At 59.5% G+C, this 20669-nt stretch carries 20 protein-coding genes; 12 read left to right on the forward strand and 8 right to left on the reverse strand.

From position 1 onward, the window contains the following. Positions 1-41: 41 nt before the first annotated feature. The 4 genes from AC1D2Q_RS28495 to flgA all read right to left on the reverse strand — a co-directional run bounded on the left by AC1D2Q_RS28495 (position 42) and on the right by flgA (position 2648). Positions 42-788: a flagellar brake protein gene (locus AC1D2Q_RS28495; RefSeq protein ID WP_477815394.1), complete on the reverse strand. Its 747-nt coding sequence runs from the start codon at positions 786-788 to the stop codon at positions 42-44. 88 nt (positions 789-876) lie between these two features. Next, positions 877-1344 (reverse strand): flagella synthesis protein FlgN, encoded by a 468-nt coding sequence (locus AC1D2Q_RS28500; RefSeq protein WP_477815395.1) that lies wholly within the window; start codon positions 1342-1344, stop codon positions 877-879. 48 nt (positions 1345-1392) lie between these two features. Then, positions 1393-1719 carry a flagellar biosynthesis anti-sigma factor FlgM gene (gene flgM / locus AC1D2Q_RS28505; RefSeq protein WP_477815396.1) on the reverse strand — a complete coding sequence of 109 codons (327 nt, stop codon included), beginning with the start codon at positions 1717-1719 and terminating at the stop codon, positions 1393-1395. Positions 1720-1886: 167 nt separating this feature from the next. Further along, the gene (gene flgA, locus AC1D2Q_RS28510) at positions 1887-2648 is read right to left on the reverse strand and encodes a flagellar basal body P-ring formation chaperone FlgA (protein WP_026286438.1); all 762 of its coding nucleotides are present in this window, start codon (positions 2646-2648) and stop codon (positions 1887-1889) included. Between the two features lie 81 nt (positions 2649-2729). Between flgA and AC1D2Q_RS28515 the strand changes: the two genes are divergently transcribed. The 6 genes from AC1D2Q_RS28515 (at position 2730) to flgE (ending at position 7740) form a co-directional block, all read left to right on the forward strand. Continuing rightward, positions 2730-3662, forward strand: coding sequence for a chemotaxis protein CheV (locus AC1D2Q_RS28515; protein WP_477815397.1), 933 nt, complete (start codon positions 2730-2732; stop codon positions 3660-3662). 46 nt (positions 3663-3708) lie between these two features. Beyond that, on the forward strand, positions 3709-4536 hold the full coding sequence (gene cheR, locus AC1D2Q_RS28520; RefSeq protein WP_477815398.1) for a protein-glutamate O-methyltransferase CheR: 828 nt from the start codon (positions 3709-3711) through the stop codon (positions 4534-4536). A gap of 265 nt (positions 4537-4801) precedes the next feature. Then, positions 4802-5209: a flagellar basal body rod protein FlgB gene (flgB, locus tag AC1D2Q_RS28525; RefSeq protein ID WP_007937506.1), complete on the forward strand. Its 408-nt coding sequence runs from the start codon at positions 4802-4804 to the stop codon at positions 5207-5209. A 3-nt stretch (positions 5210-5212) separates the two neighbouring features. Further along, positions 5213-5656 carry a flagellar basal body rod protein FlgC gene (flgC, locus tag AC1D2Q_RS28530; protein WP_007937507.1) on the forward strand — a complete coding sequence of 148 codons (444 nt, stop codon included), beginning with the start codon at positions 5213-5215 and terminating at the stop codon, positions 5654-5656. 16 nt (positions 5657-5672) lie between these two features. Then, entirely contained in the window at positions 5673-6395 is a 723-nt protein-coding gene (gene flgD, locus AC1D2Q_RS28535) for a flagellar hook assembly protein FlgD (protein ID WP_305409910.1), read from the forward strand. A gap of 31 nt (positions 6396-6426) precedes the next feature. Then, positions 6427-7740: a flagellar hook protein FlgE gene (flgE, locus tag AC1D2Q_RS28540; protein WP_477815399.1), complete on the forward strand. Its 1314-nt coding sequence runs from the start codon at positions 6427-6429 to the stop codon at positions 7738-7740. 251 nt (positions 7741-7991) lie between these two features. Here flgE and AC1D2Q_RS28545 read toward each other — a convergent pair whose 3' ends face one another. After that, positions 7992-10886 (reverse strand): ribonucleoside-diphosphate reductase subunit alpha, encoded by a 2895-nt coding sequence (locus AC1D2Q_RS28545; RefSeq protein ID WP_477815400.1) that lies wholly within the window; start codon positions 10884-10886, stop codon positions 7992-7994. A 739-nt stretch (positions 10887-11625) separates the two neighbouring features. Between AC1D2Q_RS28545 and AC1D2Q_RS28550 the strand changes: the two genes are divergently transcribed. Both AC1D2Q_RS28550 and AC1D2Q_RS28555 read left to right on the forward strand, forming a co-directional pair. Further along, a complete protein-coding gene (locus AC1D2Q_RS28550) occupies positions 11626-12339 on the forward strand; it encodes a response regulator (RefSeq protein ID WP_477815401.1) in 714 nt (237 codons plus the stop codon). Beyond that, positions 12336-13946 carry an ATP-binding protein gene (locus tag AC1D2Q_RS28555; RefSeq protein WP_477815402.1) on the forward strand — a complete coding sequence of 537 codons (1611 nt, stop codon included), beginning with the start codon at positions 12336-12338 and terminating at the stop codon, positions 13944-13946. Before AC1D2Q_RS28550 ends, AC1D2Q_RS28555 begins: the two co-directional genes overlap by 4 nt. A gap of 23 nt (positions 13947-13969) precedes the next feature. Here the strand turns inward: AC1D2Q_RS28555 and AC1D2Q_RS28560 are convergent, their stop codons facing one another. Together AC1D2Q_RS28560 and AC1D2Q_RS28565 are read right to left on the reverse strand one after the other, a co-directional pair. Continuing rightward, the gene (locus tag AC1D2Q_RS28560; RefSeq protein ID WP_477815403.1) at positions 13970-14695 is read right to left on the reverse strand and encodes a 4'-phosphopantetheinyl transferase family protein; all 726 of its coding nucleotides are present in this window, start codon (positions 14693-14695) and stop codon (positions 13970-13972) included. 163 nt (positions 14696-14858) lie between these two features. Further along, positions 14859-15650, reverse strand: a complete 792-nt coding sequence (locus AC1D2Q_RS28565; RefSeq protein WP_477815404.1) for a dienelactone hydrolase family protein — start codon at positions 15648-15650, stop codon at positions 14859-14861. 146 nt (positions 15651-15796) lie between these two features. On the opposite strand from AC1D2Q_RS28565, the gene AC1D2Q_RS28570 reads away from it, so the two are divergent. From AC1D2Q_RS28570 to AC1D2Q_RS28585, 4 genes are all read left to right on the forward strand, one after another. Then, on the forward strand, positions 15797-16399 hold the full coding sequence (locus AC1D2Q_RS28570) for a hypothetical protein (RefSeq protein WP_477815405.1): 603 nt from the start codon (positions 15797-15799) through the stop codon (positions 16397-16399). 92 nt (positions 16400-16491) lie between these two features. Continuing rightward, complete coding sequence (locus AC1D2Q_RS28575; protein WP_477815406.1) at positions 16492-17169, forward strand: response regulator; 678 nt, start codon at positions 16492-16494, stop codon at positions 17167-17169. Further along, positions 17166-18512, forward strand: coding sequence for an ATP-binding protein (locus AC1D2Q_RS28580; protein WP_477815407.1), 1347 nt, complete (start codon positions 17166-17168; stop codon positions 18510-18512). The genes AC1D2Q_RS28575 and AC1D2Q_RS28580 overlap by 4 nt, the downstream gene beginning before the upstream one ends. Before the next feature lie 415 nt (positions 18513-18927). After that, positions 18928-19287 carry a DUF6124 family protein gene (locus AC1D2Q_RS28585; RefSeq protein ID WP_477815408.1) on the forward strand — a complete coding sequence of 120 codons (360 nt, stop codon included), beginning with the start codon at positions 18928-18930 and terminating at the stop codon, positions 19285-19287. Positions 19288-19444: 157 nt separating this feature from the next. Here AC1D2Q_RS28585 and AC1D2Q_RS28590 read toward each other — a convergent pair whose 3' ends face one another. Beyond that, positions 19445-20443, reverse strand: a complete 999-nt coding sequence (locus tag AC1D2Q_RS28590; RefSeq protein WP_428636392.1) for an AraC family transcriptional regulator — start codon at positions 20441-20443, stop codon at positions 19445-19447. Positions 20444-20669 lie beyond the last annotated feature (226 nt).

A 20669-nucleotide genomic window follows, 5' to 3' on the forward strand; every position in this document is an offset into this window, starting at 1 on the left:
GTCACCGCAAGGGACTGCCCGTTTTTTATTGGCGGGGCGTATCAGAAATCGTCTTTATCGAAGCGCCGCGCTTCACGCTGAAGCTGATAGACGAACCGCTCGACCTGCCGTTGCACCAAGCCGCTCATGTTGTGAAAACGCACGCCGGCGAAGGTGGTGTTGATCTTTTCTTCAAAGTGCAGGTAACGCAGCTCCACCGGTGCCGTCATGCTGCCGAAGGGCAGGGCGGCGATGAAGCGGTCGTAGACCTGGCCCAATTGCAGCTTGGCGGTGATGTCGCCTTCGAAGCGCAATTTGCAGCCGGTGGCGGAGATGTCCAGCAGTTTGCCGGCGATGGGCGACTTGAGTTTCTCACCCCCCAGCTCGACATTGACCAGTTGTGCCAGCTTCAACGCCGCGCGGAAAGCATTGCGGCGCTGGTGGTAAACCACCTCATCGGGCAGCGTGCCACGGTAGCAGCGGCCATCACCGGATTCGTCGATGGTCAGCGGGCCATTGCTTTCCCACGCGATGCGCACGCCATCGTGGAAGCCTTCGACCTTGAACGGTTCACCGGCCAGCAGAAAGCGTTCGCCGTCGCGCGGGATCATTTCGTCCAGGGCGATCATCTTGCTGTCACGGTCGACGTCCACCAGATAACTCTGGAAGCGCTGGCTGCGCTCGTGGAACGTGATGATCAGCGGGTCATGGCTGTCTTGCAGCTGACGCAGGTTGCCGGAGATTTCCAGGGGCGTGGTGAGCACCTTGGGGGGCTGCGGAGCATCTTCCGCGCTTAAGGCATTGGACACGGGGTATCAATCTCCAGACAAATATGACTACTAGCCAGCATTCTGCCAGCATGTTTCGCGTCTTGATAGGGCGTGCTCATCGAAAGGCTCAAGCCTGACTGAGCTGGCGTGGCTTGGCGAGCTTGGAGGTTGATCCGCGGGCATCGTAGAGCGCTGGCGGCTCGCCGCCGGTGAGGATTTTCAGCTGGTTGGCCGTGGCGGCCTGCTGCACCAGAATCGACTGGCCATTGTTGGCATTGGCGGCCTGGCACTGGGCCAGGAGGTCGGTCAGCACGTCGCTCTGTTCCAGCAACCGTTCGCCAATGCTCGACTGGCTGGCGAGCTGCTCCAGGCCTTGGCGGTTGGTTGGCAGGTTGAGGCTGGCGAGGATTTCACTGCGCTTGCGGCCATGCTGTTCGAGCAGAATGATCAATGCCTGTTTATGCGCCAGAATTTCTTCGAGCAGTGGCATGTCACGACCGTGCAAGGCGAGGGACTCGGTTTGCAGTAGCTCCAGCAGTTGTTGCGCCGGGGCAAAGTCATCGATGATCAGTTGCAGTAAATGAGTGTCGTGCATGGCTGGCCTTGGGTTTTAAGCGTCCAAAAGCCTGGCGCGGGCCGTGGCCTAGCGCTGGGCTTCGAAGTTGAGCAGTTTGCTGGCTACACGGTTGCTGTCGACTTTATAGCTGCCATCGGYAATCGCTGCTTTCAACTCGGCCACGCGGGCGTTGTCGACGGCAGGCTGATCGCGCAGCTTGTCAGTGACCTTCTGCAACTGTTGAGCCTCATTGCTGAGGTGTACCGATTCCCCGCTTTTGGTGGTACTGGCCTGTTCGGCCGGGGTATTCAGCGGCGCGGATTGGCCGGCTTCGGCGGTTTCCTTGGCGGTGCTGGTACGCGTACTGCCCGTAAGTGACGAGGAGCTGTTTAAACGACTGAAATCGATGACCATGACAAAAAACCTCTGGATATTTGGACGCTTGCCATGTTTTCGGCGATTCCCCGAAAAACTTTAGGCCCATTTATCAATGAGCTCGCATGCGCCAGCGCATGCCCTGCATGCGGCACAGTTTAGGCAACCGCCAGGCGGTGCGCCATCACTTCACAAACACAGAGCCCTTACATGGCCACTTCCACCTGGCCGGGCGCGGTGACTTGCGCCTTGATGACCCGCTGGGAGTTAAGGTTCTTCACGCGAATCTGTTCGCTCAGGCCGCCGTTGGACAGCGCTTCACCCGGCATGCGCACACTGAGCGTACCACTGCGGGCGGTAATCACCACCTGGTCGCCCTTGCGAACCACTTCCGCCTGTTCGAGATGCACCAGCGTAATGATCTGATCGGCGACCATTGGTCGGGTAAGTTTTTGCCCGATCGCCTGATCGACGGAAGTCAGAAACCCCTGATTTATCAGGCTGATATCACGCTCGCGCAGGGTTACATCCTGAGGTTCGATAATCCCTGTGCGCTTGAGCGGACGAGTGGTCGTCACGATGTCGCGAAACAGCTTCACTTGAGCGGGCACGAAGACCGTCCAGGGCGAGGCGCCCTCGCAGCGAACCTTGACCGTGACCCGTCCCAGAGGCCTTGCCGGGCTCTCGAGGGTGGCTGTCAATTCCTTGTCGCACATAGGCATGCGCAGGCGCGGATCGAGCTGGTTGACCTGGATTTCGTAGCGACCTTGCGTTTGACTGGTGGCCAGATAGTCCTCTACGGTGAATTCAAGAAAGCCCTGGGTGACGCCGATAAGCATGTCAGGCAAGGTAACCGTATCAGCAAGGGCAGGGCTGCCAGCGTTGAACAGGCAAGCGGCCGACATCGCGCAGAGCAATCTGCGGCAGGTTGATGTCAGGTGTCGGAAAAATGTCGGTTCTGTGTTCATAAGAGTTAAAAAGCAAGCGCCGTGCCGTTTCGTGATGAATGTGCGTCGCAACACACTTAGCGTTGGTGTAGGAGTCTGGGCATGGCTGGTGTAATGGATTCGGTGAACCAGCGCACGCAACTGGTAGGGCAGAATCGCCTTGAGCTGTTGTTGTTCCGTCTCGACGGCCAGCAGCTGTATGGGATCAACGTGTTCAAGGTTCGCGAGGTGCTGCAATGCCCCAAGCTGACCCTGATGCCCAAGTCCAGTCCTGTCGTGTGCGGTGTGGCGAATATTCGGGGGGCAACCATTCCGATCCTGGATCTGGCGATGGCGACCGGTGCCGGTCGGTTGCTGGACCAGAGCAATCCCTTCGTGATCATCACGGAGTACAACACCAAGACCCAGGGTTTCCTGGTTCGGTCGGTGGAGCGCATCGTCAACATGAACTGGGAGGAGATTCATCCGCCACCCAAGGGCACGGGGCGCGATCACTACCTGACGGCTGTGACTCGGGTCGACAACCAGTTAGTCGAAATCATCGACGTCGAGAAGGTGCTGGCGGAAGTGGCGCCGACACCGGAAGCGATTTCGATCGGCGTGGTCGATGTTGAAACCCAGCACAAGGCGCTCTCGTTGCGCGTATTGACGGTCGACGACTCGTCGGTGGCGCGCAAGCAGGTGACCCGTTGCCTGCAAACGATCGGTGTCGAAGTGGTGGCGTTGAACGACGGCCGGCAAGCGCTGGATTACCTGCGCAAGCTGGTTGACGAGGGCAAGAAGCCGGAAGAAGAGTTCCTGATGATGATCTCCGACATCGAGATGCCGGAGATGGACGGGTACACCCTGACGGCCGAGATCCGCGCCGATCCGCGCATGCAAAAGCTCCATATCATCCTGCATACTTCGTTGTCGGGTGTGTTCAATCAGGCGATGGTCAAGAAGGTCGGTGCCGATGACTTCCTGGCCAAGTTCCGTCCTGATGACCTGGCATCCCGGGTAGTCGACCGGATCAAAGCAGCAGATAACAGCTAGAGGCCTTCTGCCCCTGGCGGTCAACACGATTTAAGAGGYGGTATCTTTGTCTACGGGTAATTTGGATTTCGAACAGTTCCGGGTATTCCTGGAAAAAGCCTGTGGCATTTTGCTCGGTGAAAACAAGCAATATCTGGTCTCGAGCCGTCTCAACAAACTGATGGAACAGCAGGGCATCAAATCGTTGGGTGAGCTGGTTCAGCGCATCCAGACCCAGCCGCGCAGCGGTTTGCGCGAGATGGTGGTGGATGCCATGACCACCAACGAAACCCTGTGGTTTCGTGACACCTATCCGTTTGAAGTCTTGAAGAACAAGGTATTGCCTGAAGCGATCAAGGCCTGCCCCGGTCAGCGCCTGCGGATCTGGTCGGCGGCGTGTTCGTCGGGTCAGGAACCGTATTCGCTGTCGATGTCCATCGATGAATTCGAACGGGTCAATATGGGCCAATTGAAGATGGGCGTGCAGATCGTTGCCACCGACCTGTCCGGCACCATGCTGACCAATTGCAAAACCGGCGAGTACGACAGCCTGGCCATCGGTCGCGGTCTGTCGCCCGAGCGCCTTCAGCGTTACTTCGACCCCAAGGGGCCGGGGCGCTGGGCCGTCAAGGCACCGATCAAGAGTCGGGTGGAGTTTCGCTCGTTCAACCTGCTGGACAGCTACGCAAGCCTGGGCAAGTTCGACATCGTGTTCTGCCGCAACGTGCTGATCTACTTCTCCGCCGAGGTGAAGAAAGACATCCTGTTGCGCATTCACAGCACGCTCAAGCCGGGCGGTTATCTGTTCCTTGGCGCGTCCGAAGCGCTGAACGGTTTGCCGGACCATTACCAGATGGTCCAGTGCAGCCCGGGGATCATTTACCAGGCGAAGTGATTCGTTGACGGCATAAAAAACGGGAGTCCATTGGGGCTCCCGTTTTTTTATGCCTGTGACACCACGCTCCCACAGGGTCAAGTGGTGTTCTTTGGATGGTGAGAAGCGGCAGAAAAGCGGCAGGCGGCGGAAATCGGTTGCCGCTTTTCTGGCATTGCCGCCTCGCGACTGCCCGCAAAGCCCCGGTTTACGGGCTTTTTTGAATTGGCACGCCGCTTGCTATGTTCACGTTACGAAAAATCAGGTCACCCGAAGGTTTCCCGACATGAGCATCAGCTTCGATAAAGCGCTCGGTATCCATGAACAAGCCCTGGGCTTCCGCGCTCAGCGTGCCGAAGTCCTGGCCAACAACATCGCCAACGCCGACACCCCGAACTACAAGGCTCGGGATCTGGACTTCTCGAAAGTGCTTGCCGAGCAGAACGAGAAAACCAAAAACGGCAAGTTCGCCTTGAGCATGACCAACAGCCGTCACATCGAAGCTGAAGGGCTGGGCAATGGCGATGAGTCGCTGATGTATCGCACGCCGATGCAACCGTCGATCGACCAGAACACCGTGGACGCCCAACTGGAACAGTCGAATTACGCGGAAAACGCGGTCAACTTCCAGGCCAGCTTCACCCTGCTCAACAGTAAATTCAAAGGGCTGGTGTCAGCCCTGCGCGGAGAGTAATCCATGTCTCTATCCAGTGTTTTCAACATTGCCGGTAGCGGCATGAGTGCCCAGACCACTCGCTTGAACACCGTGGCCTCGAACATCGCCAACGCCGAGACCGTTTCGTCGAGCATCGACCAGACCTATCGCGCCCGTCATCCGGTGTTCGCCACCATGTTCCAGGGCGGCCAGAGCGGCGGCAGCGATTCGCTGTTCCAGAACCAGGACGCGGCCGGTCAAGGCGTGCAAGTGCTGGGTGTGGTCGAAGACCAGAGCAACCTTGAAGCGCGCTACGAGCCGAATCATCCGGCTGCCGATGCCAAGGGCTACGTCTACTACCCGAACGTCAACGTCGTCGAAGAAATGGCCGACATGATTTCCGCAAGCCGTTCGTTCCAGACCAACGCAGAAATGATGAACACCGCCAAAACCATGATGCAGAAGGTCCTGACCCTCGGTCAGTGATAAGGGGCGACTTTCGATGAGTGTTACCGATACCACCAGCGGCGTAAGCATCAAGGATGTCCTGGCCAACTCTTCGGTCAAGACCACGACCACCAGTGATGGTCTTTCCGCGGCGACCAGCAGTGCCACCGGCAGCAAGGCATTGGGCAAGGATGCGTTCCTGCAACTGCTGGTCACCCAGCTGAAAAACCAGAACCCGCTCGATCCTCAGGACAACAGCGCGTTCGTAGCCCAGTTGGCGCAGTTCAGTAGCCTGGAAGGCATCACCACGCTGAACGACACCGTCAGCGGTATTGCCGGCAACTACAACTCGTCGCAAGCCTTGCAGGCTTCTTCGCTGGTGGGCCGTTCGGTCATCGCGCAGACCGACAAAGCCGTGGTCGACACCTCCAAGAGCCTCAACGGTACCGTCGTGGTGCCGACATCGGTTTCTGCAGCCACCGTCAAGATCACCAACTCGGCAGGCACGGTCATCCGCACCCTCGACCTGGGCAGTCAAAGCGCCGGCAATGCCAGCTTCATTTGGGACGGCAAGGACAGTTCGGGCGCGGTGGCACCGGCGGGTACTTACACCTTCGGCGCAACGAGCACCATCGACGGCACGAACACCTCACTGATTACTTACCTGCCGGCAACGGTCAACAGCGTGACCATCAGCCAGACCGGCGGTGAGTTGATGTTGAACCTGGCAGGTCTGGGCAGCGTTGCCCTGTCCAAAGTGCAAACCATTGGTCTATAGAGCCGACTAACACGGCACAAAGGAGTGGAATATGTCTTTCAATATCGGCCTTAGCGGTCTCTATGCAGCCAACAAACAACTGGACGTGACCGGCAACAACATCGCCAACGTCGCGACCACCGGTTTCAAATCGTCCCGTGCAGAATTCGAAGACGTGTACTCGGCCACTCGCCTGGGTACCGGCAGCAAGACCATCGGTAACGGCGTGCGCCTGGCCAACGTTTCCCAGCAGTTCAGCCAGGGTGATGTGAACAACACCGGCAACGTGCTGGACATGGGCATTCAGGGCAACGGCTTCTTCATCCTCAGCGACAACGGTTCCCTGAGCTACACCCGTGCCGGTGCGTTCAAGACCGACGCTCAAAACTTTGTGGTCGATAACAACGGCAACCGACTGCAGGGTTATGGCGTCGACTCCAATGGCAAGATCATCAACGGTGTGTTGACTGACTTGAAGATTGATACGTCGAGCCTGAAGCCGAATCCGACTACCAAGGTTGATCAGACGATGAACCTGAACTCGGCGGAAACCACGCCGACCGTGGCCCCGTTCAGCCCGACCGATACCAACAGCTATAACAAGACCATCTCCACCAAGGTCTACGACAGCCAGGGTAACGAGCACACCATGGACCAGTACTACGTGAAAACGGGTACCAACGCCTGGCGTGTCTATACCTACATGGACGGTCGCTCCCCGGCCAACCCTGCAACCACGCCTCCAGTGGCGATCACTGCTGACATCACTTTCAACTCCGACGGTAGCATCAACACGCTGACGGCGGGTGCCGGCTGGACCCAGACTGGTAACACGTTGACCATGACTGGTTGGGTGCCAGGTGCCATTACCAACGCCGCAACGATTCCTGTGACCTGGGGCCCGAACGGTTCCGTCGCTGCCACTGGCGGTATCGCGTTCAACATGGCGCTGACCACCTCTTACAACTCGCCTACCGCCCGTACCGCCCAGTACCAGGACGGCTACGCCACCGGCCAGATATCCAGCCTGACCATCGACGCCAGCGGCGTCATGACCGCCAACTTCAGCAACCAGCAAACCAAGGCCATCGGCCAGGTTGCGGTGGCCAGCTTCGCCAACGAGCAAGGCCTGCAGCCAATTGGCGGTACGCGCTGGAAAGAAACCTTCGCTTCCGGCGTTGCCGGTGTCGATGCGCCGAAGACCGGTACCCTGGGTTCAGTCGTGTCCAACTCGCTGGAAGAGTCCAACGTCAACCTGACCAACGAACTGGTTGATTTGATCAAGGCGCAGAGCAACTACCAGGCGAACGCGAAGACCATCTCCACCCAGAGCACCATCATGCAGACCATCATTCAGATGACCTGATGCTGTATAGCGCTGCATAAAGAACCCCTCTCACGAGGGGTTTTTTTTGTCTTGCAGAATCAAGATCAAGAGATCGCAGCCTCGTTTCACTCGACAGCTCCTACAGGAAATCGCGCGCCCCTTGTAGGAGCTGTCGAGTGAAACGAGGCTGCGATCTTCTGACCTTAAAAGCAGGCAAAAGAAAACCCCCGACCAGCCAGTGGCTCATCGGGGGTTTCAGGTAAACGCCTTTCAGCGCCTACCAGCTCAGCTTATTGGCAAGCTTCGCAATCCGGCTCGTCGATGGCACAAGCCTTCGGCACTGGCGCAGGACCGGCTGGCGCTGCCAGGACCGAGTCGTCACCGTGGTTGCCGCCGCTGGAAACAGCGTTCAGCTTGCCGGTGTTGATGGTCGACTTCTCGGTGCTGGTCGCGGCCAGGGCACGGAGGTAGTAGGTGGTTTTCAGACCACGGTACCAGGCCATGCGGTAGGTCACGTCCAGCTTCTTGCCCGAAGCGCCGGCGATGTACAGGTTCAGCGACTGAGCCTGGTCGATCCACTTCTGACGACGKCTGGCGGCGTCGACGATCCACTTGGTGTCCACTTCGAAGGCAGTCGCGTAGAGCTCTTTGAGTTCTTGCGGGATGCGCTCGATCTGCTGCACCGAACCGTCGTAGTACTTCAGGTCGTTGATCATGACCGAGTCCCACAGACCGCGAGCCTTCAGGTCGCGAACCAGGTACGGGTTGATCACGGTGAATTCGCCCGACAGGTTCGATTTCACATAGAGGTTCTGGTAGGTCGGTTCGATCGACTGCGACACGCCGGTGATGTTGGCGATGGTTGCGGTCGGTGCGATGGCCATGATGTTGGAGTTACGAATGCCTTTCTGTACACGGGCGCGAACCGGTGCCCAGTCCAGGGTTTCGTTCAGGTCAACGTCGATGTACTTCTGGCCACGCTGCTCGATCAGGATCTGTTGCGAATCCAGCGGCAGGATGCCTTTGGACCACAGCGAACCCTGGAACGTCTCGTACGCGCCGCGCTCGTCGGCCAGGTCGCAGGACGCCTGGATGGCGTAGTAGCTGACCGCTTCCATCGACTTGTCGGCGAATTCGACGGCAGCGTCGGAACCGTAAGGGATGTGCTGCAGGTACAGAGCGTCCTGGAAGCCCATGATGCCCAGACCGACCGGACGGTGCTTGAAGTTGGAGTTCTTCGCTTGCGGCACCGAGTAGTAGTTGATGTCGATCACGTTATCGAGCATGCGCACGGCGGTGTTCACGGTGCGTTGCAGCTTGGCGGTGTCCAGCTTGCCGTCGACGATGTGGTTCGGCAGGTTGATCGAGCCCAGGTTGCAAACGGCGATCTCGTCCTTGTTGGTGTTCAAGGTGATCTCGGTGCACAGGTTCGAGCTGTGGACCACGCCCACGTGCTGCTGCGGGCTGCGCAGGTTGCACGGGTCTTTGAAGGTCAGCCATGGGTGGCCGGTTTCAAACAGCATGGACAGCATTTTGCGCCACAGGTCTTTGGCCTGGATGGTCTTGAACAGCTTGACCTTGCCCGGGTACTCGGTCAGGGCTTCGTAGTACTCGTAACGCTCTTCGAAGGCCTTGCCGGTCAGGTCGTGCAGGTCCGGTACTTCGGACGGCGAGAACAGGGTCCACTTGCCGTCATCGAAGACACGCTTCATGAACAGGTCAGGGATCCAGTTGGCGGTGTTCATGTCGTGGGTACGACGACGGTCATCACCGGTGTTCTTGCGCAGCTCGATGAACTCTTCGATGTCCATGTGCCAGGTTTCCAGGTAGGCACAGACAGCGCCTTTGCGCTTGCCACCCTGGTTAACGGCGACGGCGGTGTCGTTCACCACTTTCAGGAACGGCACGACGCCCTGGGATTTGCCGTTGGTGCCCTTGATGTACGAACCCAGCGCCCGAACCGGGGTCCAGTCGTTGCCCAGGCCGCCGGCGAATTTCGACAGCATGGCGTTGTCGTGGATCGCGTGGTAGATGCCCGACAGGTCATCCGGCACGGTGGTCAGGTAGCAGCTCGACAGCTGTGGACGCAGGGTACCGGCGTTGAACAGGGTCGGCGTCGAGGACATGTAGTCGAAGGACGACAACAGGTTGTAGAACTCGATCGCACGGTCTTCTTTCTGCTTCTCTTCGATCGCCAGGCCCATGGCCACGCGCATGAAGAAAATCTGTGGCAGTTCGAAGCGGATACCGTCCTTGTGGATGAAGTAACGGTCGTACAGGGTTTGCAGGCCCAGGTACGTGAACTGCTGATCGCGCTCGTGGTTGATTGCCTTGCCGAGTTTTTCCAGGTCGAAGGACGCCAGAACCGGGTTCAGCAATTCGAATTCGATACCTTTGGCGATGTACGCAGGCAGTGCCTTGGCATACAGGTCGACCATTTCGTGGTGGGTCGCGCTGTCGGCGACACCGAGGAAGCCCAGGCCTTCGGCACGCAGGGTGTCCATCAGCAGGCGGGCGGTCACGAACGAGTAGTTCGGCTCACGCTCGACCAGCGTACGGGCGGTCATCACCAGAGCGGTGTTGACGTCGGTCAGGGCCACGCCGTCGTACAGGTTTTTCAGGGTTTCGCGCTGGATCAGCTCGCCGTCGACTTCTTCCAGGCCTTCGCACGCTTCGGTGACGATGGTGTTCAGGCGACCCATGTCCAGAGGGGCGAGGCTGCCATCGGCGCGGGTGATGCGGATCGATGGGTGAGCGTTGACGGCTTCTTCGGCAGGGGAGTGCGCTGCGCGCTCTTTGGCGCGGGAATCACGGTAGATCACATAGTCGCGGGCGACTTTCTGCTCGCCGGCACGCATCAGGGCCAGTTCGACCTGGTCCTGGATTTCTTCGATGTGGATGGTGCCGCCCGAAGGCATGCGACGCTTGAAGGTCGCGGTGACTTGTTCGGTCAGGCGGGCAACGGTGTCGTGGATTCGCGACGAAGCGGCAGCGGTGCCGCCCTCAACTGCGAGAAACGCTTTGGTGATGGCGACGGTGATCTTGTCATCGGTGTAAGGGACGACAGTGCCGTTACGCTTGATCACGCGCAGTTGGCCAGGCGCGGTGGCGGACAGATCCGAATTCGAATCGGCGGCCTGCGGCAAGGTGCCTTGCGGGTTCTCGCGAGTTGTGTCGGTTTGCATGGGGGGTTGTCTCCACATTCTCTATGTTTGTTTGGGCACCATCACGGTGCCCACCGTTCTGTCCTGAAGCACTACAACCGGCGAGGGCCGGGCATACCAACTTCGGGACAGATCAGGAAGGGGGCTATTGGGCGCCGCTTCCATGCCGAAGTCTTTGGTGTCACGCCTTGGGCCTGAAACCGAATTCCGTTTTGAGCGGCAGTAAATGACTGCAACACCCGTACCGTTATCGCCGTTTCGGGCTTAAAAACAGTAGCCATCCGCACACGCGGTTTGGTCTTTCGAAAATACGTTTGGTTCAACCGGAAAGAGGCAATAAAAGCGCTTGAAATCGGTGTCCGGTTTGTGTTTGGTTTTTGGCGTAAAACCCTACATGTAGGGTTTTTTTTGCGTCGAGGTACAAGATAATGCGTTTTGGAGGGTGTTGCAACGTACTACCTGTGGATAAACCTGTGCGTAAATTGTGTGTGAAAGAGGGAACAGGCGTGTAGGCCGCGACCTAGCTGGAGCCGACCATTTTTCACTGATTTTCAGCGACAGAAAACAGTCATCCGGATTTTTAAGGGCGCGAACCCTATCACAAAAAACCGTTGTGTCCGAACGCATTTACCGGCTTGTGTTCCAGACGTGTGGCGTTTATACAATCGGCCAATGCAGATGCATTCTTATCCTCCCCAATCATTACAAAAAGACGGGTGGATCCTTCCTTAAGCAGTGGTGTTGGCAAGCAGAGGTCATCGTGGAGCAAGAAGCCTGGCAGGTATTGATTGTCGAGGACGACCAGCGTCTGGCCGAATTGACCCGCGATTACCTGGAAGCCAATGGCCTGCGAGTATCGATCGAGGGTAATGGCGCCCTGGCCGCAGCACGCATCATCAGGGAGAAACCGGACCTGGTGATTCTCGACCTGATGCTCCCCGGCGAAGACGGCTTGAGCATTTGCCGCAAGATTCGCGACCGTTATGACGGGCCGATCCTGATGCTCACCGCGCGCACCGATGACACTGATCAGATTCTTGGCCTGGACCTGGGCGCCGACGACTACGTCTGCAAACCGGTGCGTCCACGTTTATTGCTCGCGCGTATTCAAGCCCTGCTGCGCCGCAGCGAAGCCCCGGAGGTGGCCCCGGAAAAACTCCGGCGCCTGCAGTTCGGCCCGCTAGTGGTGGACAGCGCATTGCGCGAAGCCTGGCTGCATGACAAAGGCATTGAATTGACCAGCGCCGAGTTCGATTTGCTCTGGCTGCTGGTGGCCAATGCCGGGCGTATTCTGTCCCGCGAAGAAATATTCACCGCGCTGCGCGGTATCGGTTATGACGGCCAGGACCGCTCCATCGACGTGCGCATCTCGCGCATCCGCCCCAAGATCGGCGATGACCCGGACCATCCGCGGCTGATCAAGACCGTCCGCAGCAAAGGCTATTTGTTCGTGCCGGAAGCCTGCACCCTGTGAACTCGATCTTCCTGCGTATCTATGGCGGCATGTGCGCGGCGCTGATTCTGGTGGCCGTGCTCGGTGTACTGGCCTTGCACCTGCTTAACCAGGTGCGCAGCGAGCAGTACCGCGAGCGCCTGGCCCACGGCACGTTCTCGCTGATGGCCGATAACCTGCAACCGATGAACGAAACCGAGCGCCACCGGGCGTTGCTGGTGTGGGAGCGCTTGCTCGGGATTCCGCTGGCGCTGAAGACGCTCCCCCAGACCGACCTCGACCTGACCCAGCGCACCCGCGTGTTGCACGGCCAGGCCCTGGTGGAGCAGACCGGTCCGCATGCGGCGAAGGTTTATCGCCTGGTCAGCGAAAAGGAGCAGTTGGTGCTCACCGGTGAAGTCCAGCAGATCAGCGAGCAACTGGCGCGGGCGACCATCTACCTGCTGGCCGATGAACTGGTGCGCTACCCGGTGGCCGAGCAGCCCAAGCGTTTGGAGCAGTTAAAGGAAGCTAAGGGTTTCGGCTTCGATCTGCGGCTGGTGACGGTTGATGAGGCCGACATGGACGAAGACCAGAGCCGCCGCGTGTCAGAAGGCGACACGGTGATGGCGTTGGGCAAGGGCGGCGATTCGATCCGGGTGTTTGCCGGCATGGTCGGTACGCCGTGGGTGTTGGAAATCGGCCCGCTGTATCAGATGAATCCTTACCCGCCCGAGTGGCTGGTGCTGATCGCGGCCCTTGGCCTGAGCCTGATCGGTTTGATTGTCTATCTGTTGGTGCGCCAGCTGGAGCGTCGTTTGCGCGGTCTCGAAGCCGCCGCCACACGCATTGCCAAGGGCAGCCTGGAAACCCGCGTACCGACACGCGGCGCCGACTCGGTGGGGCGGCTGGCCTCGGCGTTCAACGGCATGGCCGAGCACTTGCAGCAATTGTTGGCGATTCAGCGAGAACTGGTGCGTGCCGTGTCCCATGAATTGCGCACACCGGTGGCGCGCCTGCGTTTTGGCCTGGAGATGATCGGCTCGGCCAGCACGCCTGAGGCGCTGGAGAAATACCGCGAAGGGATGGACCACGACATCGAAGACCTCGATCGACTGGTCGATGAGATGCTCACTTATGCGCGGCTGGAGCAGGGCTCGCCGGCGCTGAATTTCCAGCGGATCGATCTGGATGCGTTGGTCAATCAGGTCATCGAAGAGCTGGCGCCGTTGCGCGCCGAGGTCACGGTGCAGCGCGGCTTGTGCCTGTCGGCCGCCGATTGCGACGGCGCCTGGGTCGAAGCCGAGCCGCGCTACTTGCACCGGGCGTTGCAGAACCTGGTGAGCAACGCCATGCGCCATGCCCATTCACGGGTGACCGTCAGCTATCAGGTGGGTCAGCAGCGCTGTCGGGTGGATGTCGAGGATGACGGGCCGGGCGTGCCGGAAACCGCGTGGGAGAAAATCTTCACCCCGTTCCTGCGCCTCGACGACAGCCGCACCCGCGCTTCGGGCGGGCATGGGCTGGGATTGTCGATCGTGCGGCGGATCATCCATTGGCACGACGGGCGAGCGCTGATCAGCAAGAGCAAAAGCCTGGGCGGGGCGTGTTTCAGTTTGAGCTGGCCGAGGAATCAGGAGCGGCGTTGAGGTTGGGCACGTGACAGGGGGCTTCAGGCCTTGATACTGACCAGACTCAACAACTGCCCATCCATCACCGCAAACTGCGCGTCCAGTTCGGTGCCGCTATGCCATTCACTGGACAGGTCGGTCAGCAACCGCAACCGTACTTCACCGCCCTCGCTCCACTCCAGCACTTCGGCGTGTTCGAAATAGAAGCGCTTTTGGACGATCGGGTAGAGCGCCTTGAACAGGCTTTCCTTCACCGAAAACGTCAGCGTCACCACCATCGCCAACTGATCGCGAGCCCCGGCGGCCATGCGCTGCAACTCAGGCCCGGTGAGAATCTCTCCGGCCAGGCGTTCGGCCCGTTCTGCGTCGAGCAGGTTTTCCAGGTCCATCCCCAAACCGCGCCAATGGACCTTGTTCGCGACAATCGCCGCGGCCCGGCCGGTGCTGTGGGTGATCGAACCGGTGATATGCGCTGGCCACACCGGTGCGCGGTCTTCACCAATGGCCGGAATGAAGCTCAGCCCTTCCAGCTGTTGCAACGCGGCCCGAGCGCAAATCCGCCCGGCAAGAAACTCGGCCTGACGCTTGGCCACCGAACGCTGGATGCTCGCGGGCGGCTCGATGGCGCTGCGCTGGAAATCATCGCTGGCCAATTGCTTGGTATCGAAGTGAGTGCCCAGCAGGACCGTATCGGGCAGCACAAACGGCAGCGGCCAATGGGCGTCGAGAGGGGTGCAGCAGACGGGTAGGGCGGGGACGGGATTCATGACGGGCATTTTGCCGGGTTGCCTTGAGGCTGGGTAGTCCCAAGGTGATCGTTCCCACGCTCTGCATGGGAATGCATCCGGTGACGCTCTGCGTCACATCCGGGAAGGGACGCGGAGCGTCCCGGGCTGCATTCCCACGGGGACCGTGGGAACGATCACTGTGTCAGCCAAAGATCTTCTTGAAAAACGCCTGCATGTCCGCCCATGACTTCTCATCGGCGGCCTTGTTGTAACCAATGTCCGGCCCGCCATGATCGCCATGGCTCAGACGATCCGCATCAGGGTTGCTGAAACCATGCTTGGCGCCTTCGAGGCTGACGAATTTATAGTCGGCGCCGGCCTTGTCCATTTCCGCCTTGAACGCCGCCACGTTATCCGCCGTGACCATGCTGTCCTGCGCGCCATGCTCCACCAGGATTTTCGCTTTCACACTGCCAGGCACCGCCGGCGTATTGGTCGCCAGTGCACCGTGGAAACTCACCACGCCCGCCAGCGGCAAGCCCTGACGTGCGGCATTCAGCACCACTGCGCCGCCGAAGCAATAGCCGATGGCCGCCAGTTTGGCCGGATCGGTCTGTGGCTGTTTCTTCAGCAAATCGAGCCCGGCCTGAAACCGTGCGCTGGCTGCCGCACTGTCTTTCGACGCTGCTTGCATGAACGCCATGGCGTCCTTGGGGTGTTCGGTGTTCTTGCCGTCGCCATACATGTCGATCGCCAGCGCGCTGTAGCCTAAACCCGCCAGATCGCGGGCGCGACGCTTGGCGTAGTCGTTGAGCCCCCACCATTCATGCACCACCACCACACCCGGACGCGGATCTTTAATGGCGTCGTCGTAGGCGTAATAGCCAATCAGCTTGGTGCCATCGGCACTCTGATAGGGAATTTCCTGAGTCTTGATGGCTGCCTGGCTGAGCCCGCTCACGGCCAGTAAAACAAGGGCGAGAAATACACGCATGGTTAATCTCCTTATTAAAAAACGTCAAAACAGCGTAGTTGATTTGATTCAGCTCAGGTTCAGAGTGCGTTCAGGGGCTGTACAGGGTGAGGTCAGTAACCTTGCCCCGTACCCAAAAAGCACATAGCGCATGAGGAAACGCCCCAATGACTACTTTGAAAAAACTGCTGCTGGCTTTCACCGTGATGGGCGCCAGTGTTGCCGCCCATGCCGACACCACCAATTTCGCCGGCCTGACGTTTGGCCAGACCAGCGACAAGGTTAAAAAGTCCAACGCCCTGAACGACAACCTCAACCACCCGAACGCCGACGGTGTGATCGGCAAGGACAACACCTGGGGTTTGCGTGTGGGTCAGCAAGACAGCCAGGGCCGCTACTACGCCACTTACGACAACGTGTCGGGCTCGCATAATGGCATTAAACTGCGTCAGGAAAACCTGCTGGGCAGCTACGATCTGTTCTACCCGGTGGGTGGCAGCACCAAACTGTTCGGCGGTGCCACGGCCGGTTTGACCAAAATGACCCAGGAATCGCCAGGCTTCAGCCGCGACAGCGACATCGGTTACGCCATTGGCGGCCAGCTCGGCGTGTTGCAGCAAGTTACGCAAAACACCTCGGTCGAGCTGGGTTACCGTTACCTGCGTAGCAACGCCAGCACCGAGATGAGCGAGCGCGGCGGCAGCAAACAGGGTTCGCTGGACTTGACCAGCAGCGCCCAGACGTACCTGTCCGCCAACTACGCTTTCTAAGCAGCGTTTGGTTGCCAGTCAGTTAAGCCTCGGAACCTGTGGACGCAGGCTTAACTGACCTTTGGAGATGTTGATTTGCCCCGGAGAGCCTTATGAAATTGCTGGTTGTCGAAGATGAAGCGCTGTTGCGCCATCACCTGCAAACCCGTTTGACGGACAGCGGCCACGTGGTCGAGGCCGTGGCCAACGCCATCGATGCGTTGCATCAGGCCGAGCAGTTCAACCATGACCTGGCGGTGATCGACCTCGGTCTGCCGGGCATGGGCGGGCTCGACCTGATTCGTCAGCTGCGCTCCCAGGGCAAGACGTTTCCGATCCTGATCCTCACCGCGCGCGGCAACTGGCAAGACAAGGTCGAAGGCCTCGCCGCCGGTGCCGACGACTACGTGGTCAAGCCGTTCCAGTTCGAAGAGCTGGACGCCCGGCTCAATGCCTTGCTGCGTCGCTCCAGCGGTTTCACCCAGTCGACCATCGTCGCCGGTCCCTTGCTGCTGGACCTCAATCGCAAACAGGCGACCCTCGATGACCAGCCGCTGGCGCTGACCGCCTACGAATACCGGATCCTCGAATACTTGATGCGCCATCACCAGCAAGTGGTGGCCAAGGACCGCTTGATGGAGCAACTCTACCCGGATGACGACGAGCGCGATCCGAATGTGATCGAAGTGCTGGTCGGCCGCTTGCGTCGCAAACTCGAAGGCCCGGCCGGGTTCAAGCCGATCGATACCGTGCGTGGCCTCGGCTACCTGTTCAATGAGCGCTGCACTTGATTCGTTCCCTTCGTGTCCGCTTGATGCTCGCCGCCACCACCCTGGCGGTGTTGTTCATGCTGGCGTTGCTGCCGGCGATGCAGGGCGCGTTCAGCCTGGCGTTGCAGGACTCCATCGAGCAGCGCCTGGCGTCGGACGTCACCACGCTGATCTCCGCCGCCCGGGTGGATAACAACCACTTGCAGATGCCGGCGCAGTTGCCCGATGAGCGCTTCAACCTCACCGACAGCCGTTTGCTCGGCTACATCTATGACCGCGAAGGTCACCTGGTCTGGCGTTCGAAGGCTACCCAGGAAGAGAACATCAACTACAAGCCGCGTTACGACGGGCGCGGTAACGAGTTCGCGAGAATTCGCGAGGCCAATGGTGAAGAGTTTTTCGTCTATGACGTCGAGGTCAAGCTGCTCGGCGGCAAAAGCGCGGCGTTCAGCATCGTCGCGCTGCAACCGGTGCGCGAATACGAAGTCACCCTCGAAGGCCTGCGGGAAAACCTCTATCTGGGCTTCGGTGCCGCGTTGCTGGTGTTACTCGTCTTGCTCTGGGTCGGCCTGACCTGGGGCTTGCAGGCGTTGAGCCGGCTGAGCCAGGAGCTGGACCAGATCGAAAGCGGCACCCGCGAAAGCCTTAGCGAACAACACCCGCGCGAACTGCTGCGCCTGACCGGCTCGCTCAACCGTTTGCTGCACAGCGAGCGTGAACAGCGCAGCCGTTACCGCGACTCCCTCGACGACCTGGCCCACAGCCTGAAAACTCCGCTGGCGGTGTTGCAAGGGGTCAGCGAAGACATGGCGCAAAAGCCGCAAGAGCGCGATCAGGCCTGGGTGCTGCAAACCCAGATCGAACGCATGAGCCAGCAGATCAGCTATCAACTGCAACGGGCCAGCCTGCGCAAAAGCGGCCTGGTGCGCCATCAGGTACGTCTGCGCCCGGTGCTGCAAAGTCTCTGCGACACCCTGGACAAGGTCTACCGCGACAAACGCGTGCGGGTCGCTTTCGATCTGCCGGATCAGTGCTACGTGCCGATTGAGCAGGGCGCCTTGCTGGAAATGATGGGCAACCTGCTGGAAAACGCCTATCGCCTGTGCCTCGGCGAAGTGCGCATCAGCGTGCGTGAAACCCTCAGTGGCATTGAGCTTTGCATTGAAGACGATGGCCCCGGTGTACCGCCGGACCAACGCGCGCGAATTCTCGAACGCGGCGAGCGCCTGGATCGCCAGCATCCGGGGCAGGGGATTGGTTTGGCGGTGGTCAAGGACATCATCGAAAGCTACAGCGCCAAGCTGACGCTGGGGGATTCGCCGATGGGCGGGGCGGCGTTCCGGATTCATTTTTCGGTGGTTTGAGAACGGCGGTGTGACCGAAAAGATCGCAGCCTTCGGCAGCGCCCACAGGTGCGTAGGAGCTGCCGAAGGCTGCGATCTTTTGATCTTAAACGGCGATGTTTAATAGACATCTCCAGAAACTCACCCAGCCTACACATCCTTGCGCCGCTGCCTACGACTACGCCAGAATCCGCCGGCTAGTGCGCCTTGAGGCCGGGCTATATCGTTTCCCTGTCGCTGAAAAACAGCGATCGGGTCTCGCAGCCCGTGTATCTCTAGACGCACAACATCCTCCGTTCATGTTATGGCGGCTGTACGTGGGAGACCTTCGGGTCTGCCGGTTCTAGAGTCCCGGTCTGCGACCCGCGTATAGCTGCCACCTTCTTTCGTCTCGCAGCGAACAGTGGCGGCTCCATGACTCTAGGAGGCTTTATCTATGTTCAAACCAACACCCAATCCACCGGCACCCGACGACGTTTCCCCCTACGAATCCCCTGATTCCAAAAAACTCCACGAAGCCGCCGACCGCGCCCTCGACCACTACCTCAAACCGCCCACCCCCAAAGACACCAAGCGCAAACCCAGCACCATTTACCATGTCGGTGCGAAGGTCGATAACGAAACCCTGCTGGTCAACGCCTGCGAATCCCTGGCGTCAGCGAGCGTGATGCTCAGTGAGTTCGCCGGGTTGATGGACATGCCACATCGCAACATGATGTTGGGGATTCAATCGGTGGTCATGCTGGGTGAGTTGGCCGTGAATCGAGTGCTGGATAATCTCGATCCACAAGGCTAGCCAGCAAAAGCAAAAGCAAAATCAAAAGATCGTCCGAACGCGGCCCGAGCCTGCGGCAGCTCCTACAGGAGATTGTGTTCCACCGCGATGTGGCGGCGAACACCGAACCCGTAGGAGCTGCCGCAGGCTCGGGCCGCGTTCGGACGATCCTTTGATCTTAAAGCTCCTGGGCGCGATAGGCCCCCGGCGTCAACCCGGTCCACTTCTTGAACGCCCGGTGAAACGCCGAAGGCTCTGAAAACCCCAACTGTTCGGCAATCTGTTGCAACGACAGGTCCGCCCGCCCCAGGTGATAAATCGCGATGTCCCGGCGCAACTGATCCTTCAATTCCTGAAAACTCGTGCCTTCCTCACGCAAATGCCGACGCAAGGTTTGCGGGCTGATGTGCAGGTGTGCCGCCACCGCTTCCAGGTCCGGCCAGCGTGCGCTGTCGCGGCTGAGCAAGCGCCGCAACTGGCTGCTCAGGCTGTCGCCTTCGTCGGGGCGTGACAGCAGGTCGGCGGGGGAGCGTTCGAGAAAGTGCTTGAGGGTTCGTTCGTCCTGCAACAGCGGCATGTTCAGGTAGCGGCTGTGGAACAGCAGGCTACTCTGAGTAGTATCGAACGTTAGCGGGCAGGAAAACAGCAAGTCGTATTCGGCCCCGTGCTCGGGCCTCGGGTAGCTGAATGTGGCGTGCTCCAGACGAATGCGCTGGCCGATCAGCCAGCTGCCGAACCGATGCCAGATCACCAGCAGGCTTTCGCTGAGGAAGTGGTCCGGGTCCCACAGCGGCGAATCGTCGAGACTCAGGCGAATCATCTCGCCTTCGCGGCTCAGAGTCAGACGCGGCGCCCCGGGAAACAGGCTGTAAAACAACAGGCCGCGATTGAGTGCTTTCTCCAGCGTGCGGCAGTGGATCACCGCGTGGCACATCATCGCGAAGCTGCCGGGTTTGCTCGGGGCCTGCCCGAAGCCCAGGTATTCGTCGTCCAGGGCCAGCCACAATCCCTGGATCAACCGGGTGAACTGTTCAGGCGCGATTCGGGCGCGCGGTTCTTCAAGCAACTCGGGGCTGATCCCCAGTTGCTGCATCAGGCTCGAATAGTCGTAGCCACGTCGGCGCGCGCCGCCGAGGGCGGCACGGGCGAAATGGCTGGCGATGGTGCGTTCACGCATGGGGCAGGTCCGTCCACTGAGCAATGGATGGTAGCGGTGCCCATCGACGATGAACAAGGCGGATATCCGCCAAATTGCAGGACGAGGTCAGGCGGGTTGGCGGAAATCCGCCACATAGTTGTAACTGGTTGGTGACCAAAAGAAACCTGTAACCCTTGATGTCAAAAGGCTCGCAGGCTTTTTGGCGAATGTGGCACGGGCCTTGCGATACAACCAGCAGATGCCT

The organism is Pseudomonas sp. P1_A1 (assembly GCF_056406935.1).

Excerpts from the sequence above, each read along its gene's own strand:
- AC1D2Q_RS28500 (WP_477815395.1), bottom strand. The coding sequence starts at position 1,344 with ATGCACGACACTCATTTACTGCAACTGATCATCGATGACTTTGCCCCG.
- flgA (WP_026286438.1), bottom strand. The coding sequence starts at position 2,648 with ATGAACACAGAACCGACATTTTTCCGACACCTGACATCAACCTGCCGC.
- AC1D2Q_RS28515 (WP_477815397.1), top strand. The coding sequence starts at position 2,730 with ATGGCTGGTGTAATGGATTCGGTGAACCAGCGCACGCAACTGGTAGGG.
- flgB (WP_007937506.1), top strand. The coding sequence starts at position 4,802 with ATGAGCATCAGCTTCGATAAAGCGCTCGGTATCCATGAACAAGCCCTG.
- flgC (WP_007937507.1), top strand. The coding sequence starts at position 5,213 with ATGTCTCTATCCAGTGTTTTCAACATTGCCGGTAGCGGCATGAGTGCC.
- flgD (WP_305409910.1), top strand. The coding sequence starts at position 5,673 with ATGAGTGTTACCGATACCACCAGCGGCGTAAGCATCAAGGATGTCCTG.
- flgE (WP_477815399.1), top strand. The coding sequence starts at position 6,427 with ATGTCTTTCAATATCGGCCTTAGCGGTCTCTATGCAGCCAACAAACAA.
- AC1D2Q_RS28560 (WP_477815403.1), bottom strand. The coding sequence starts at position 14,695 with ATGAATCCCGTCCCCGCCCTACCCGTCTGCTGCACCCCTCTCGACGCC.
- AC1D2Q_RS28565 (WP_477815404.1), bottom strand. The coding sequence starts at position 15,650 with ATGCGTGTATTTCTCGCCCTTGTTTTACTGGCCGTGAGCGGGCTCAGC.
- AC1D2Q_RS28570 (WP_477815405.1), top strand. The coding sequence starts at position 15,797 with ATGACTACTTTGAAAAAACTGCTGCTGGCTTTCACCGTGATGGGCGCC.
- AC1D2Q_RS28575 (WP_477815406.1), top strand. The coding sequence starts at position 16,492 with ATGAAATTGCTGGTTGTCGAAGATGAAGCGCTGTTGCGCCATCACCTG.
- AC1D2Q_RS28585 (WP_477815408.1), top strand. The coding sequence starts at position 18,928 with ATGTTCAAACCAACACCCAATCCACCGGCACCCGACGACGTTTCCCCC.
- AC1D2Q_RS28590 (WP_428636392.1), bottom strand. The coding sequence starts at position 20,443 with ATGCGTGAACGCACCATCGCCAGCCATTTCGCCCGTGCCGCCCTCGGC.